General features: G+C 42.0%; 18 protein-coding genes. 16 read left to right on the top strand and 2 right to left on the bottom strand.

What is annotated here, in order from left to right:
* Nucleotides 1-189: 189 nt before the first annotated feature.
* The 8 genes from HPY27_RS02540 to HPY27_RS02505 all read left to right on the top strand — a co-directional run bounded on the left by HPY27_RS02540 (nucleotide 190) and on the right by HPY27_RS02505 (nucleotide 5,135).
* Nucleotides 190-2,034, top strand: coding sequence for an Ig-like domain-containing protein (locus HPY27_RS02540; RefSeq protein ID WP_173622094.1), 1,845 nt, complete (start codon nucleotides 190-192; stop codon nucleotides 2,032-2,034).
* A gap of 96 nt (nucleotides 2,035-2,130) precedes the next feature.
* Complete coding sequence (locus tag HPY27_RS02535; protein WP_017249358.1) at nucleotides 2,131-2,907, top strand: nucleotidyltransferase domain-containing protein; 777 nt, start codon at nucleotides 2,131-2,133, stop codon at nucleotides 2,905-2,907.
* Nucleotides 2,908-2,950: 43 nt separating this feature from the next.
* Complete coding sequence (locus HPY27_RS02530) at nucleotides 2,951-3,505, top strand: NADAR family protein (RefSeq protein ID WP_174224296.1); 555 nt, start codon at nucleotides 2,951-2,953, stop codon at nucleotides 3,503-3,505.
* Nucleotides 3,502-3,831, top strand: coding sequence for a low molecular weight protein tyrosine phosphatase family protein (locus tag HPY27_RS02525; protein ID WP_017249356.1), 330 nt, complete (start codon nucleotides 3,502-3,504; stop codon nucleotides 3,829-3,831). Before HPY27_RS02530 ends, HPY27_RS02525 begins: the two co-directional genes overlap by 4 nt.
* A gap of 105 nt (nucleotides 3,832-3,936) precedes the next feature.
* Nucleotides 3,937-4,128, top strand: coding sequence for a hypothetical protein (locus HPY27_RS02520; protein WP_017249355.1), 192 nt, complete (start codon nucleotides 3,937-3,939; stop codon nucleotides 4,126-4,128).
* A 16-nt stretch (nucleotides 4,129-4,144) separates the two neighbouring features.
* Nucleotides 4,145-4,300 (top strand): hypothetical protein, encoded by a 156-nt coding sequence (locus HPY27_RS02515; RefSeq protein ID WP_017249354.1) that lies wholly within the window; start codon nucleotides 4,145-4,147, stop codon nucleotides 4,298-4,300.
* 39 nt (nucleotides 4,301-4,339) lie between these two features.
* Nucleotides 4,340-4,885, top strand: a complete 546-nt coding sequence (locus tag HPY27_RS02510; RefSeq protein ID WP_174224295.1) for an RNA 2'-phosphotransferase — start codon at nucleotides 4,340-4,342, stop codon at nucleotides 4,883-4,885.
* Nucleotides 4,886-4,988: 103 nt separating this feature from the next.
* Nucleotides 4,989-5,135 carry a hypothetical protein gene (locus tag HPY27_RS02505; RefSeq protein WP_017249352.1) on the top strand — a complete coding sequence of 49 codons (147 nt, stop codon included), beginning with the start codon at nucleotides 4,989-4,991 and terminating at the stop codon, nucleotides 5,133-5,135.
* A 129-nt stretch (nucleotides 5,136-5,264) separates the two neighbouring features.
* Here HPY27_RS02505 and HPY27_RS02500 read toward each other — a convergent pair whose 3' ends face one another.
* Nucleotides 5,265-5,573, bottom strand: a complete 309-nt coding sequence (locus tag HPY27_RS02500) for a hypothetical protein (RefSeq protein ID WP_017249351.1) — start codon at nucleotides 5,571-5,573, stop codon at nucleotides 5,265-5,267.
* A gap of 252 nt (nucleotides 5,574-5,825) precedes the next feature.
* Here HPY27_RS02500 and HPY27_RS02495 point away from each other — a divergent pair, with 252 nt between their 5' ends.
* A complete protein-coding gene (locus HPY27_RS02495; protein ID WP_017249350.1) occupies nucleotides 5,826-7,370 on the top strand; it encodes a YifB family Mg chelatase-like AAA ATPase in 1,545 nt (514 codons plus the stop codon).
* Between the two features lie 546 nt (nucleotides 7,371-7,916).
* Here HPY27_RS02495 and HPY27_RS02490 read toward each other — a convergent pair.
* On the bottom strand, nucleotides 7,917-8,225 hold the full coding sequence (locus HPY27_RS02490) for a protease inhibitor I42 family protein (RefSeq protein WP_174224294.1): 309 nt from the start codon (nucleotides 8,223-8,225) through the stop codon (nucleotides 7,917-7,919).
* A 495-nt stretch (nucleotides 8,226-8,720) separates the two neighbouring features.
* On the opposite strand from HPY27_RS02490, the gene HPY27_RS02485 reads away from it, so the two are divergent.
* The 7 genes from HPY27_RS02485 to HPY27_RS02455 all read left to right on the top strand — a co-directional run bounded on the left by HPY27_RS02485 (nucleotide 8,721) and on the right by HPY27_RS02455 (nucleotide 13,555).
* Nucleotides 8,721-9,443 carry an EAL domain-containing protein gene (locus HPY27_RS02485; RefSeq protein WP_173622015.1) on the top strand — a complete coding sequence of 241 codons (723 nt, stop codon included), beginning with the start codon at nucleotides 8,721-8,723 and terminating at the stop codon, nucleotides 9,441-9,443.
* 29 nt (nucleotides 9,444-9,472) lie between these two features.
* On the top strand, nucleotides 9,473-9,829 hold the full coding sequence (locus HPY27_RS02480) for a hypothetical protein (RefSeq protein ID WP_017249346.1): 357 nt from the start codon (nucleotides 9,473-9,475) through the stop codon (nucleotides 9,827-9,829).
* Nucleotides 9,826-10,638, top strand: coding sequence for a CBS domain-containing protein (locus tag HPY27_RS02475; RefSeq protein ID WP_174224293.1), 813 nt, complete (start codon nucleotides 9,826-9,828; stop codon nucleotides 10,636-10,638). Before HPY27_RS02480 ends, HPY27_RS02475 begins: the two co-directional genes overlap by 4 nt.
* 123 nt (nucleotides 10,639-10,761) lie before the next feature.
* Nucleotides 10,762-11,076, top strand: a complete 315-nt coding sequence (locus HPY27_RS02470; RefSeq protein WP_017249344.1) for a YbjQ family protein — start codon at nucleotides 10,762-10,764, stop codon at nucleotides 11,074-11,076.
* A gap of 71 nt (nucleotides 11,077-11,147) precedes the next feature.
* Nucleotides 11,148-11,486, top strand: a complete 339-nt coding sequence (locus HPY27_RS02465) for an SCP2 sterol-binding domain-containing protein (protein WP_174224292.1) — start codon at nucleotides 11,148-11,150, stop codon at nucleotides 11,484-11,486.
* An 83-nt stretch (nucleotides 11,487-11,569) separates the two neighbouring features.
* Nucleotides 11,570-12,463 (top strand): AlbA family DNA-binding domain-containing protein, encoded by an 894-nt coding sequence (locus tag HPY27_RS02460; protein ID WP_017249342.1) that lies wholly within the window; start codon nucleotides 11,570-11,572, stop codon nucleotides 12,461-12,463.
* A 36-nt stretch (nucleotides 12,464-12,499) separates the two neighbouring features.
* On the top strand, nucleotides 12,500-13,555 hold the full coding sequence (locus tag HPY27_RS02455; RefSeq protein ID WP_173622013.1) for a hypothetical protein: 1,056 nt from the start codon (nucleotides 12,500-12,502) through the stop codon (nucleotides 13,553-13,555).
* Nucleotides 13,556-13,612: the final 57 nt, after the last annotated feature.

Below are 13,612 nucleotides of genomic sequence, written 5' to 3'. Positions count from 1 at the left end.
TTTTTGATGAAATGGATCTATTCGTACAGACAAGCCCATAACTAGAGTCACTTTTTGCTTTTGTATTTGGGTTACAAACAATTGTTTGAAATAAAAACAAATATTTTTCAAAAAAAAAGCATATTTGGTGTGACATTTTTCCATCTCATACGTCAATACAAGTATAGGAAATAATTTGGAGGTAAAAACATGAAAAAGATCAAAAGCAACTTAATGAAAAACGTCTCCTTAGCGGTTGCAACTATTTGTACTGTTCAGTTTTCAGTTACAGGTATTGCTTCTGCACAAGTCACGACACCACAACCTTTACAAGCCTATAGCGTGGTAGCAAGCACTTCTGGCCTGAAAGCCAACTCGAGTTCAATGAATATCTCCGTAGGTTCAACGGAAACGATTCGCCTGACTTATAATGGCAGCACGATTGATAATGGACTGGTTAACTGGGAAGTAGGCACTTCTGATATCGCTACTGTTTACAATGGAGTCGTGACAGCTAAGAAGGCAGGATCGACTTTTGTTACAGCAAAATATAATGGAGATAAAGTATCAATCAGAGTCACCGTTTCAAAAGCTGAGATTTTGGAAGCAAATCGTTCTGAAATCAATCTTAAAAAAGGTAAGAAATCGACAATTAGTTTGAAATATGCTGATAAAACTCTAGCTGGATCAAAGGCAGATTGGCGTTCTGAGGATAAATCCATTGCTACTGTAGATGATGGTGAAATAAAGGCTGTATCTTCTGGAAGCACAATCATTACTGCAGAATATAGAGGCCAAAAAGTAGAAATTGAAGTAAATGTTGGCCAAAGCAACTCAGATGGGAAACTAGAAGCAGACGTCTCTCGACTCAAGATGGAAAAAGGCGATAAAGAAACAATTAAATTGACTTATGACGATGATAAACTGTCTGGTTCCAAAGCAACTTGGAAATCGTCGGATACTTCCGTAGCTAGAGTCAGTGATGATGGGGTCGTTACTGCTAGAGCCAAAGGTACAGCTACGATTACTGCTAAATACAAGGGCGACGAGGTAGAAATTGACGTCTATGTCGATACGGATGCTTCAGGTAAACTGGAAGCGGATTATACTAGTATTTCCTTGAAAGACGGACAAAAAGAGACTATTCAGTTAAGATATGACGATGAAAGATTGTCTGGTTCCAAAGCAACTTGGAAAACATCCAATTCGTCTGTCGCAACTGTAAGTGACGGGGTTGTAACAGCTAAAGGTAAAGGAACTGCTTACATTACAGCTCAATACAAAGGTGACAAGGTAGAGATCCAAGTAAAAGTTGATGCAAATACCTCAGGTAAGCTGGTAGCGGACGACACGAAACTTTCCATGAAGAAAGGAAATCGTGAAATCATTATTCTGACTTACGATGGTGCTGTGATCAGTAATTCCCAAGCTTCATGGAAAACTTCTAAATCTTCCGTAGCAACTGTCAGCAGTAGCGGTACTATTACAGCGACAGGTAAGGGTAAGGCAACGATTACAGCTAGTTACAGAGGCGAAACAGTAGATATTGATGTAACTGTTGATGGTTCCTCCTCATCATTGGAAGCTGATGATACCAGCCTCACCATGGATAAAGGTGACAGAGAAATCGTTGTATTGAAGTATGATGGCGACATCATCAGTGGTTCTAAAGCATCATGGAAATCCTCTAAAACTTCTGTAGCGACTGTCAGCAGCAGTGGTACGATTACTGCAAAAGGAAAAGGAACGGCAACGATTACAGCTACGTATAAAGGCGAAAAAGTGGAGATTGAGGTAAAAGTTGGCGGCTCAAGCTCAGGCAAGTTGGAGGCAGATGACGACTCTATTTCGCTCAAAAAAGGTGACTCCGAAAAGATTAGACTCACCTATGATGGCGATGATATCAGTGGTACCAAAGCTACATGGAAGTCCTCCAAGTCTGCTGTAGCCACTGTATCAGACAATGGAACTGTAAAAGGGAAAAAGAAAGGTAAGGCTACTATTACAGCAAAATACAAAGGCTCTACAGTGGAAATTGAAGTTACCGTAAAATAAGATAGGATAGAAAGCTCGCTGAATCTTAATTGGTTCAGCGAGTTTTTTTCAAAATGAAAGGTAACCCTGTTAGTTGTTGTGGAGGAGGAATTAACCTTGAGAGAGATCATCTTGGAAAAGTTAAAAGAAATCGAGAAAGAGCATGACTTGAAAATATTGTTCGCTGTTGAATCAGGAAGCCGGGCATGGGGATTTCCGTCCAAAGATAGCGATTATGATGTACGTTTTGTCTATGTGAAGAAACCAGAATGGTATTTGTCCATTGACGACAAACGGGATGTTGTAGAAGTACCGATCAATGACCTTTTAGATATAAATGGCTGGGATATTCGAAAAGCCCTCAAGCTATATCGAAAATCGAATCCGCCCCTACAAGAATGGCTTGTGTCAGACATTGTCTATCTCGATACACTTGGCTTTCGAGATGAGCTGGTAAGATTGCAAGGGGAAGTATTTTCGCCAAAGGCTTCCTTGCATCATTACCTCAGTATGGCAAAGGGGAATTTTCGGGACTATCTGCAAGGGGAGCAAGTCAAAATCAAAAAGTATTTTTACGTGTTACGCCCGATCCTCGCATGCATCTGGATCGAAACGAATCATACGAACCCCCCCATTGGATTTGATCAGTTAGTTTCAGAGCTGATAACCGATTCTAGGTTAAAAGGTAAAATTTCTGAGCTGCTCCAAAGAAAAATAGCTGGGGATGAGTTGAACTGGGAGCCAAGAATAGAAGAGCTTCACCATTTTATTGAGGAACAAATTGAGCGTCTGACTGCACTGACTAGCCAATATACAAATGAGCTGGATGACCCAACAGACAAGCTGGATGATATATTTCGGAAGTATTTACAGAAGGGGTGGAATGTCAGGTAGTCATTATGAAAACGCTACGCTAGATAGGGAGGTACAAATATTCATGCAGGATCATATCCGAAAACATATACAGCAACCTCTTGAAATTCACTTCGATCAACCAGAAAAACCTTACGGCTGCTTCTCCCATTTCTCTGGTCATCCGATAGAGGTGGAAGGGGAACGATGGACAACTTCGGAACACTATCTGCAAGCCAAGAAAGTTTCGGGAACTATCCTTGAAAAAGAGATCATGCGCAAGGTATTACAAGCAAAAGTAGAACAGTATCCTGTCATTCGTGAAATTCTGCTTTCTACTGGGGATGCAGCCTTAATCGATCGTACGAGTAACGAACGAAACATACTAGGAAGATTGTGGATGGAAGTGCGTGAAAGCCTAGAGGGGTATCAACCGCATTTCTATTTGCCACCATGGATTGTGTTTCCAGAAGAGCATCCTTATAGTTTGTTTTGGCGGATGGGATTTGGTGAGGACTATGTCATGCATTATTGGCCATGGCTAGAGGAAATGAGCGAGGATGCCAAGAAAGAGTATGACGCTTATTATCCGGTACCAGAGGAATGGAAGTTTGAAGATTTAGATGAGGAGGAAGCATGAAGCTACTGTTCATTTGCAGTAGAAATAAATGGAGGAGCTTGACAGCAGAAAAGATTTTTCACGGGATCAATGATTATGAAGTAAGATCAGCAGGTACTGAAACTGGGGCGCGTATCAAAGTAACAAGTGGTCTTATCGGCTGGGCTGATTTCATTTTTTGTATGGAGAAAAAACATGTAAGGCGGTTACAAGAAAAGTTTAGCTCGGAACTGATGGATAAAAGGATCATTTGCTTGGGCATCCCTGATGAATACATATACATGGATGAGGTGCTGATCGAGATATTAAAATCGAGTGTTTCCGCATATATAGATATTCCGGAATAAAGCTGTGATTACCAGTTGTCGATGTATACCGGATTATTATGTATAATGGGGATGATATGGCTCGATTGCACTATCCATACTTATCGTAAAGCGAGGATTATCACCATGAAGAAAAAACTTGTACTGGTTCTAGATGTTGAAATAGCAGACAAAGCTGATATGCAGCAACTGGCCGATTCTATGTCCACAGCAATTCAATCCGTAGAAGGGATTGCTTTGCAAGACCTGGTTATGTTTGATAACGATGAAAACAATGCTGACAAGCTAATTGCTAACATAAAAAAAGAAATGTCCTAAAGAGGAGAGCAGTCCTGTGTTTTTCATTTATGTTCTGGCTTACCTGATCGTTGCTCTCCTCTATGGATTTTGGACGATGAAAAGCCAACTGCTCTGGGTTCGACTAACAGGAAATTTCATCGTTCACCTATTTATTGCTGCAATCGTGAGTCTCGGTTACTTTTTTGCGTAAAAGAAGTGGCTATGACCTGTTGTAATGGGAGATGAGTGTATGGATTATCAAAAATTGAGTAAAGAACTGTCCTATGCGCTTCGTCATGCCCCCCATGAATATGAGCTTGAGTTAGACGAACAAGGATGGGTTCCTATCAAGCAATTACTTTTGTCACTTCATGAACAGCGCAAGTGGCGAGTGGTTACCGAAGAAGATTTACATACGATGATTGCGCTATCAGAAAAAAAGCGCCATGAGATCAATCAAGGCAAAATTCGCGCCCTCTATGGACATTCAGTGCCACAAAAGATCCAAAAGGAAGAAAAAGAACCACCTGCGTTTCTTTTTCATGGCACGCCGCAAAGATTCCTCGATTCTATTTTGACTAGCGGGCTTGTTCCAAAAGGAAGACAGTATGTGCATCTGTCTGAAGACGTCCAAACTGCACAGCAGGTTGGGAAAAGACGAGACGATTATCCGGTACTTTTGCGAATCGATGCGAGGCAAGCTTGGCAAGATGGTGTAAAGTTTTACCATGGAAATGAGCTCGTTTGGTTAGCAGATCACGTGAAAAAAGAGTATATCTCTGTCTATCAGAAGTAGCTCGATTTGCTCAAGAAGAAACAACACAGCATGAGAAAAGACTCGCATTGATCGCGGGTCTTTTTTAATATCATCGTTAATCGTAAAAGGAGGTAAAAACGGCATGGAATTGTTGTTTGCTTTTCTACTGTTGGCAGGACTTTTTGCCATCTACGACGTGATTCGGAGGATGAACCAGAACATCGTAACGCAAGTGGATCAAAACCAGCAAATCATTGAACTACTGAATGAATGGAAGAGAAAGCAGTGAGGATAAAGGTGGCCGATCATAAGTCCAGGACCAGCGATTATCGTTTTCCCCATCATATTCAAATGGTTTCAGCAATAATACACGTTCTAAATCGTTGGATAAAGTGAGGAGGTTCAGTTCGCCTCGTTCTTACGTTTTTTCATAAAGATAAAGAATACCGTCGTCGATCGACCAACTACGTAATGAATGCCCCCAATCGCTTGTTTGCGAGGGTAAGTATTTTTCGAGATCATTGACGATTTTTTCCCAATCTTGATCACTATCATTAATCTCAATGAACTCACCGTATACCAAGTCAAAAACGAGGTAACCCATTTCGTACTCGATGCAATCGATCTTATAGTAAGAGACACTGTATACTTCGTCCCAGTCGATCTGAACAGGTTCAGCATGTTCGTGGTGGATGGAAATTTGATGATGATCAACAGTAAAAATCAAATCGAACCAACTCCTTACCTGTTTATTGCAGTATACCTGCTGGAATGAAAGTTTTCCATAAATGTATAGGTTACTATGCCTCTTGATCATTGATCAAGAGGTTTTGTTGTTTTAAATTGAATGAGCAGTAGGTAATCGGGACTGTTTGCCTAACTATATTGACAAAGTGGTATCAACGATTAGCCACAAGCATCAATTTACTTGCCCACCCCCTCTATCTTTTCCTACCCTATAACCAGAGGGGGAGAGAACATGTACGCATGCAGTTATTCAGGCACGGTGCTTGGCATAGATGGAATGGTCGTCACTGTCGAAACAGACATAGCAAATGGCTTGCCTCAATTCGATTTGGTCGGACTAGGAGGCTCCGCAGTAAAAGAAGCGCGAGATCGTGTTCGTGCTGCCCTTCGTAACGCAGGATACGACTACCCAATGCAGCGGATCACCGTTAACCTAGCACCAGCAGACCAGCGCAAGGAAGGTTCTGGTTTCGATCTAGCTATTGCGTTCGGTATTTTACTTGCCTCGAAGCAAATGCTCCCTAGACCAGAGAGAATCCTCGTTCTTGGAGAGTTGGCATTAGACGGTTCTCTTCGCCCTGTAACGGGTGTACTCCCCATTTTGCTAGAAGCTAAAAATGTAGGATTTACCCACGTGATTCTCCCCGAACAAAATGCAGCGGAAGCACAGCTCGTCGACATTACCGTATTGCCTGCGAGTAATTTGGAAGAGGCCGTGAACTACTGGAAAGAAGGACTTCATAGTAAGAACTCAGACTTGATTTTTTCCGAATCGGAGACAGGCAAGACAAATAAAAACCAACTGCCCCCGGACTTTGCCAATGTTTACGGACAGCAATTTGTAAAACGTGGCTTGGAGATTGCAGCAGCTGGATTTCATAATGTGATATTGGTAGGGCCTCCAGGTTCAGGGAAAACCCTTTTAGCTACTTGCCTGCCTGGTATCATGCCGAACATGACCATTCATGAATCTTACGAAGTGACGAAAATATACAGTATTGCTGGTCAATTGAAGCGGGAGAGTGGGCTCGTCGAGGAGAGACCTTTTCGTGCTCCGCACCATACGATTACCGCTACTGCACTGATTGGCGGTGGTGCGCAAATCCCGCGTCCCGGAGAGTGTAGCTTGTCTCACGGCGGAATCCTCTTTCTTGATGAGATGCCCGAGTTTTCTCGGCATGTATTAGAGGTACTGCGCCAGCCGCTGGAATCAGGGGCTGTTACGATTGGACGATCTAAGCAGGTTTTTACCTTTCCTGCTCGGTTTCTGTTAATTGGTTCATGCAATCCTTGTCCTTGCGGATTCTTCGGTACTCGAGAGAAGCAAACATGCTCATGCTCTCCTCAACAAATTTACAAATATCGCTCAAAGCTATCAGGTCCCTTGCTAGACCGCATCGATCTGCACATCGAGGTGCCGAGAGTACCCGTTCAACTTCTTCACAACAGAAAAGCAGAGGAGTCCTCAAAAGACATTCAACAACGAGTAGAGCAAGCGAGGGCTGTCCAATGCGAAAGATACCACTATCGTCCAGGATGTCCTTTTAATAGTGTGATGAATGGAGAAGAGCTGCGCCAATTTGCTCAGCTGGATAAGGAAGGACAAGAGATGCTGCAGCTTGCCTTCGAGACATTAGGTTTGAGTGCAAGAGCATACGATAGAATTGTAAAAGTGGCGAGGACAATTGCAGATTTAGATGGGGCCGGCCGTGTAGATGCTGCACATGTAGCAGAAGCAATTCGCTACAGAGCCTTGGACCGAGGGCTACTTTTTTAAACTTAAAAGATTACAAAATGCTAGATAGAATGGAAAAATCAATTCTTTCAGCAGTGAATCAACTACCTTGCCATAATAAGCAATCCATAGGAAAACAAGATCCATACGATCAGCAATGACCCAAAAACTGCATTTCGCCTATAATCCTTATTGTTGACAATTTTCTTCATAATAAATGTAAAGTTAACAAAGAACAAAATAGCTAGAATAGGATTAAGGTACAATGCAGATAAAGCAATGAATACCATATTGTTCACCTCATCCAAATTACACCATATCTTTCTGGATGATTATCAATATGCCAGATTGAATCAGTATTCAGATCATGCTCCTTCTTTGTTCCTCAACTATTGTTGCTCCGATGCACAGTTTGCTTTTCTGCATGGTCACGTCTGCATAGATGACATCGCTTGTCCAAATGCCAAATAGTCAAATGTTCGAGAAAAATCGGTTAGTCTGCATGTGCCTAATAAATGAACACAGCACATACAGACTAACCACTCCACTACCAATTAAGTAACAGTAAGTACTTTTTAAACATAACCCCTATACAATCGTAACAACATAAAACACAAACTCCCCGCAATCCCCACTATCCCAAGGCCGACAATACTTCAAAGAAATCGACGTCATTCCCCGTCGCAAAGCCTGAAAGGACATCACCTGATGCCCCTCTTGCCCGATACGAGCTGGTGATGGTGGAGGAACAAAATGATTCGCATATAACGATAAAAAGCGAGCATCCACCGGATTAGACAAGTCCCACTGGTAGCCGGTTGAGGGATTTGCCACTAGCGTAATCGTGAATAAGTGGCCTTCCTGCACTTGTAATGTATACGTTGAGGTTTTGACCACTGGTCTTCCTCCCTTTGAATGAAGTCGATCCCCATTTCCCATACCATATGAAAAAAGCTTGCTAGCTGCTAACGACGAAACAATCAGTAAAAAATTTAATTTCATTAAATTGCATGAAATTCAGTTCTCTTACAAGTTGTGGAATTACTTGATACATCTATCATTTTGCGAATATATAACGATAGAAAATAGCTATTATACGTACAATGTTCCTAATTAATTTGAAACAATTAGTATGATCTGGAAAGGAATATGCAAGATGTTGGCGAATAAGTAGGGACAAAGACATATATTGTCGAAATGCCTGATGATATTTGTAATCTTTATTACCTAGATATTGTTATGACTAGAAGTATCCTAAAGAGAGTGGAATCTCTTTTGCTCGCGTGCATGTAGGTACATTTCCCAGCACTTCCAAGTTGCGCAGAGTTTCTCTCGCTTGGAAGAAGCTTTTTCTTTGTGTTCATACTTGCTAGGAAAGGGAAAGGAAAATTGATGGAGAGCATTCCAGATTTATTTAAGAAAAAAGAGTACTATCACGCATTTCAGCCCATATGTCAACTTCCTGAGAGAAGTAGAATAGGGTATGAAGTTTTACTTCGCAGTAAAGCGGGGACCTATCCAGAGGCATTGTTTTCTTTGGCAAAGGAAAACCAAAAGCTTCCAGAACTCGACGCCCATTCCTTGCATTATGCGCTCTCGACTTTTTTTCATTCGTCGATCGAACACAAAAACGAGCTTTTATTTGTGAACATTTTTCCTTCTACCATCATAGAAGACACATTTCCTAGCTTCATTCAAAAGATCGCTCGTTCCTTTCATCCCTTTTTGAACCAAATCGTTTTGGAAATCAACGAATCGATTATGGAAGGAGAATGTTGGAGCGAACCCATTTTTACACACCGCATAGCTGAATTGAAAAAGATGGGGTTCTTAATTGCGTTGGATGATGTAGGAGATGGCGCGAATATATTCAGTAAAATCGAAGATATTTCACCTGATTACATCAAGATTGATCGTTTTTTTTCGCAAGAGCTCTCGAGTTCATTAGAAAAGCAAAAGACTGTAAAATTATTTGTTGAATTTTGCAAAGATGCACCTCAACTCATTCTCGAAGGAGTTGAGGAAGAAGAGGATTTTGCTTGTGCTTCTTTATTGGGCGTTGCAATCGGCCAGGGATACTTGTTTGGTAAACCAGGCAGTTTGCCGGACGAATAAGAGGGCAATGCAGAATTGGAGGAATTTTTATGGCTAGTGATAACAACGTATATTCTCGGAAAGCAACGCTTTCCTTAAAAATATCCGAGTTTGAAGTCCCTCCGATGCAGGATCTGTTGATCATCGGGCGGAAAGCGCCAATTGGTCCTGAGGCTGTAAGGAGAATGGCGGATGCACTTTCACCAGAGCAGTTTACTTTACTGAAAATGAATCATCCAAAGATTGAGGCGGTTTTGTTAAGAAATACCCTTTTGCAAATGATAGATGAAAAATTGCTGATGAAAATCATTCTGGAAGAAGCAGAGCGTATGATTAGCGACTCTATGGTTCTGCGATCTGAGTTGAAAATAGCATTGTCTGTTCAACGAGAGGTGGATCTATTATGAACATCTCCGACATCATGACGACGACGATTTGTACCATCACCTCTGACAAAAGTGTCTCTTATGCGGCGGAGCGAATGAACGAATCTCATGTTGATTCGTTAGTTGTCATGGATCACGGAGAGGTACTGGGAATGGTTACGACGAGAGATGTTTTGTCAGCTCATCCAAACCGAATCGTTGCCGATGCCATGAGTAGTCAGCCGTTCTATCTGTCAGCCAATCACAATGTATGGGAGGCTTATCACGCGCTTCATCAAGAACAAAACGGGCTTGCTTTGGTCAAACAAGAGGATCAACTGATCGGATTCATCACAAAAGAAATCGTAGAGATGAAAATAGCAGAATATCGAGACCCATTATCGGGTTTGTATCGCGCTCCATACATCCAGTTTATTGGGGAAAATTTTTTAAAGGAGCGAAAACCTTTCCATTTGCTTTTTATCGATTTGAACGACTTTGGTCGAATTAATAAGCTGCATGGCCATCCATTCGGGGATGATGTCATTCGCACCTATTCTTCGGTCCTCTCTTCTTTGGCTGAAGAACAGGGTGATTACTTATGTCGTTATGCAGGGGACGAGTTTGTTTTGATCTCTACGATTTCCGATGAACAGATTCAGGAATACATTACGCTTATTACACGTCCAACCAACGTTCTGGATGTCTTCGTATCTGCAGCTGTTGGTCATGTGAACGGGTACAATACACAAGACTTCTTCGCCAGATCCTGGCGGGAATTAATCGCTGAAGCAAGTTTAGGCTCTTCAGCTGCCAAATTATCCAAATCACTTTCTTCCACGGTCGGATAGGAAAAGTATAGTTTACCAACAATGCGCATACACTTTTGGACAGGCTAAGATCTTTCATTGCAACCAATTATTTTATGGTACGTAATATATAGTGTGAATAGATCGATATGAGGAGGCAATGACATGATTGTAACTACTACCAGCATGATCCAAGGAAAAGAAGTGGAAGAGTATCTGGATATCGTCAGTGGAGAGGTAATCATGGGTGCAAACGTAGTCCGTGACTTTCTCGCAGGGATTACGGACATCATCGGAGGCAGAAGTGGCTCGTATGAGAGCAAACTCGCAGAAGGTCGTGAACTGGCCTTGCGTGAAATGAAAGAAAAAGCACGGGTATTAGGTGCAAATGCAGTGATTGGGGTTGATCTCGACTTCGAAACATTGCGAGAAGGTATGATGATGGTTATTGCCACAGGCACAGCTGTCCGTGTGAAGTAAGCCGGTAAACACCCGGCTTTCTTTTTTTACCGAAAGCAGTCGTAATACATAGCGAGCAAGGAGAAGTGAGCATGCAAGTACAAAAAACTCTTCAGGATTTATCGAATAGAATAAATGACCAACCACAAGGGATCACTGGATTACATGCGATTTATCATTTTGTCCTAAGTGGAGAAGAGGGGGGCACCTACGAGATTGTTTTTGCCGATAATCAGGCGGACTACACGCTGGGTGTGACCAGGGAAGCAGGCTGCAAGCTGGAGTTATCTGACAAAGATTTTATTAAGCTCGTAGAGGGATGCTTGAATCCCACTGTTGCTTTTGTAACGGGTAAGCTGAAAATTAGTGGAGAAATGGGACTTTCATTTAAATTGCAAACAATCTTACATCACTATCAAACACAAAAATAACAAAAAACTAGTCAATCCTTTAAACGTTGCGTTAAAATATGACCAAACAATGACACCTACTCTAACACAAAACGAGGGGAAACATGCGCCATATTTGTTCATTGATTGCGAGTGTAAGCCAACTGGAAGAACAATCTGTGCGTTTTGATTTTTATCAAGAAATCAGACGACCCAAGCCAGAACGTCAGTTATTAAAGCATCATGCACAATTACCGCGTCATTATTTCGATTATTTAATTCATTCAGGAGTATTGGATGTAGAAACAGATGCCCCTTATCAGCCGGGGAAGATCATGCCTGCTTCCATCGGTATGAACATACGCTCGCTCGGTGGGAACGTATTGTTTGACATGTGCTTTGCTCCGCAAACATATAAATTGTGGCAAAACACAGATGCAAGCATAGAAGACCTTTCTCTGCCTGCTGATATATTTGAAGAATACGTCTATCGCTTAGGGGCAATCAGTCGCTTTCGCTATTTAGGCCGAATCGATGATCCCGTAACAGCAACAAAACTTGGTGAGAACGACATGATTGAATTCAAACGCGACTTTCTTTATTCGAAGACGGGAATTATTAAGTCTATTGTGGCGTTTGCGAATTCAAACAACGGGAATTTATTTTTAGGCATTACCGATGAAGGAACAGTGTGCGGGATTGATCATGAGATCGAGCAGTATGGAGACCCGGACAAATACATTCTTGCCATTACGCAATACATCCAAGATAAGACGTCACCGTTTGTGACCCCATTCCCAAAAATTTCGTTGAAAAAAATAGATGGGAAAACAGTGGTAGCTATCTTTGTTGAAGCCTCATCTGATTTGATTTGTGGTTTGGACAAAAACAATGAAAAGTACGTGGTGATTCGTACGAACAATCGCTCCGTTATTGTGAAAGATCCGCACCAAATTGGTGAAATTTACGTGAAACGAAAGCTTGGCAGTGAGATCAGCCGTCGATTGGGACTTCTGTAGCGTTATCTTACAGGAATACACGAGGAGGGTTACTGCGTGATATCGTCTTTACGTACGTGTCTACTGGTTATGATGGTGAGTACCTTGTTTGTCACTGGCTGTGCACAGTCAGGTAAGGTATCTGATGACATGAAAGATCATATCGAGACAGAGCTTGGTGCGGTTGAAAAAGTAACGGTGATGTCAACGGATGGACAGGAAGTATTATTGGACTCGCGCTTGTTTTTGCAAGAGCTGTCCGGACAGGGTCAAGATTTACAAATATCATCCGAGCCTTTAAAGCAAGAGGATGTACGTTTTACACTTGTCCTCTACCGAACACAGCAGGCTCCACTTGTCGTAACAGTGGGGGAGTCGGCAAGTGAGTTTGGAGGACACACGTATCGTGGAGCGGGTGCCAGCTATTTTTATCAGTGGGTAAACAAGTTAACTGGCAAAGGCGTGCTCTCACAAAAAATTCAAAGTGTGCGTTTAGCGGCAGAGGACCTTGGTCAAGCTCGCGTGTTGAACGAATCAGAAGCAGAATACATCAGGAAAGTAATGGAATCGGCAGTACCAGAGCTGGACAGTCGTAGCAAGCAGTATCCACTCTATCCGAACTATCGGATGAGAATAAATTCTGCTGACAAACCTGTCGAAGTGGCCATTTTAACGCCGACGCTGATTGCGGTTCCCTTTGGGAGAGAAACGTTTTTCTTTCGTGTAGAGGGTAGCCTCTTTTCGCGGTTAACGGAATGGATGCCACCAAGCAATCGTAAGGAAGACAGGTTCGACCAGTTATTTAAATCTACACAGATTCGCATCACAGCAAATGGCGAAATGAACGTCCAAGACACAGAGTTGGATGTCACCCAAACGACGATCGAGCAAGGAATTGCTCATCAATCCGTCCGATTGCTAAAAAATGGAGATCCACTAAATGTTCCACCGAAAGATCCGGGCTCAAAACAATACGAACTTCATTTTTTTGTGAATGATACAGAACAGAGAATTGAACTATATCCAGGTTACTTTAAGTACGACCAAACTTGGTACAATCACGATGAACTCGCTGAAAACGAGTGGAAATTGTTTCAATCTCTACGAAAATGAGGAATATCCTCATGAAGTTTCGCACTTCTGGTCACGATAAAAAAGAACATATTACTA

The organism is Brevibacillus sp. HB1.1, assembly GCF_013332445.1.
Classification (GTDB): Bacteria; Bacillota; Bacilli; order Brevibacillales; family Brevibacillaceae; genus Brevibacillus; species Brevibacillus porteri.
This window is presented reverse-complemented; position numbering and strand designations above follow the sequence as displayed.

Bases quoted from the DNA above. Each gene is read 5' to 3' on its own strand.
- HPY27_RS02540 (WP_173622094.1), top strand. From the start codon at position 190: ATGAAAAAGATCAAAAGCAACTTAATGAAAAACGTCTCCTTAGCGGTT.
- HPY27_RS02530 (WP_174224296.1), top strand. From the start codon at position 2,951: ATGCAGGATCATATCCGAAAACATATACAGCAACCTCTTGAAATTCAC.
- HPY27_RS02525 (WP_017249356.1), top strand. From the start codon at position 3,502: ATGAAGCTACTGTTCATTTGCAGTAGAAATAAATGGAGGAGCTTGACA.
- HPY27_RS02520 (WP_017249355.1), top strand. From the start codon at position 3,937: ATGAAGAAAAAACTTGTACTGGTTCTAGATGTTGAAATAGCAGACAAA.
- HPY27_RS02510 (WP_174224295.1), top strand. From the start codon at position 4,340: ATGGATTATCAAAAATTGAGTAAAGAACTGTCCTATGCGCTTCGTCAT.
- HPY27_RS02505 (WP_017249352.1), top strand. From the start codon at position 4,989: ATGGAATTGTTGTTTGCTTTTCTACTGTTGGCAGGACTTTTTGCCATC.
- HPY27_RS02495 (WP_017249350.1), top strand. From the start codon at position 5,826: ATGTACGCATGCAGTTATTCAGGCACGGTGCTTGGCATAGATGGAATG.
- HPY27_RS02485 (WP_173622015.1), top strand. From the start codon at position 8,721: ATGGAGAGCATTCCAGATTTATTTAAGAAAAAAGAGTACTATCACGCA.
- HPY27_RS02480 (WP_017249346.1), top strand. From the start codon at position 9,473: ATGGCTAGTGATAACAACGTATATTCTCGGAAAGCAACGCTTTCCTTA.
- HPY27_RS02475 (WP_174224293.1), top strand. From the start codon at position 9,826: ATGAACATCTCCGACATCATGACGACGACGATTTGTACCATCACCTCT.
- HPY27_RS02470 (WP_017249344.1), top strand. From the start codon at position 10,762: ATGATTGTAACTACTACCAGCATGATCCAAGGAAAAGAAGTGGAAGAG.
- HPY27_RS02465 (WP_174224292.1), top strand. From the start codon at position 11,148: ATGCAAGTACAAAAAACTCTTCAGGATTTATCGAATAGAATAAATGAC.
- HPY27_RS02460 (WP_017249342.1), top strand. From the start codon at position 11,570: ATGCGCCATATTTGTTCATTGATTGCGAGTGTAAGCCAACTGGAAGAA.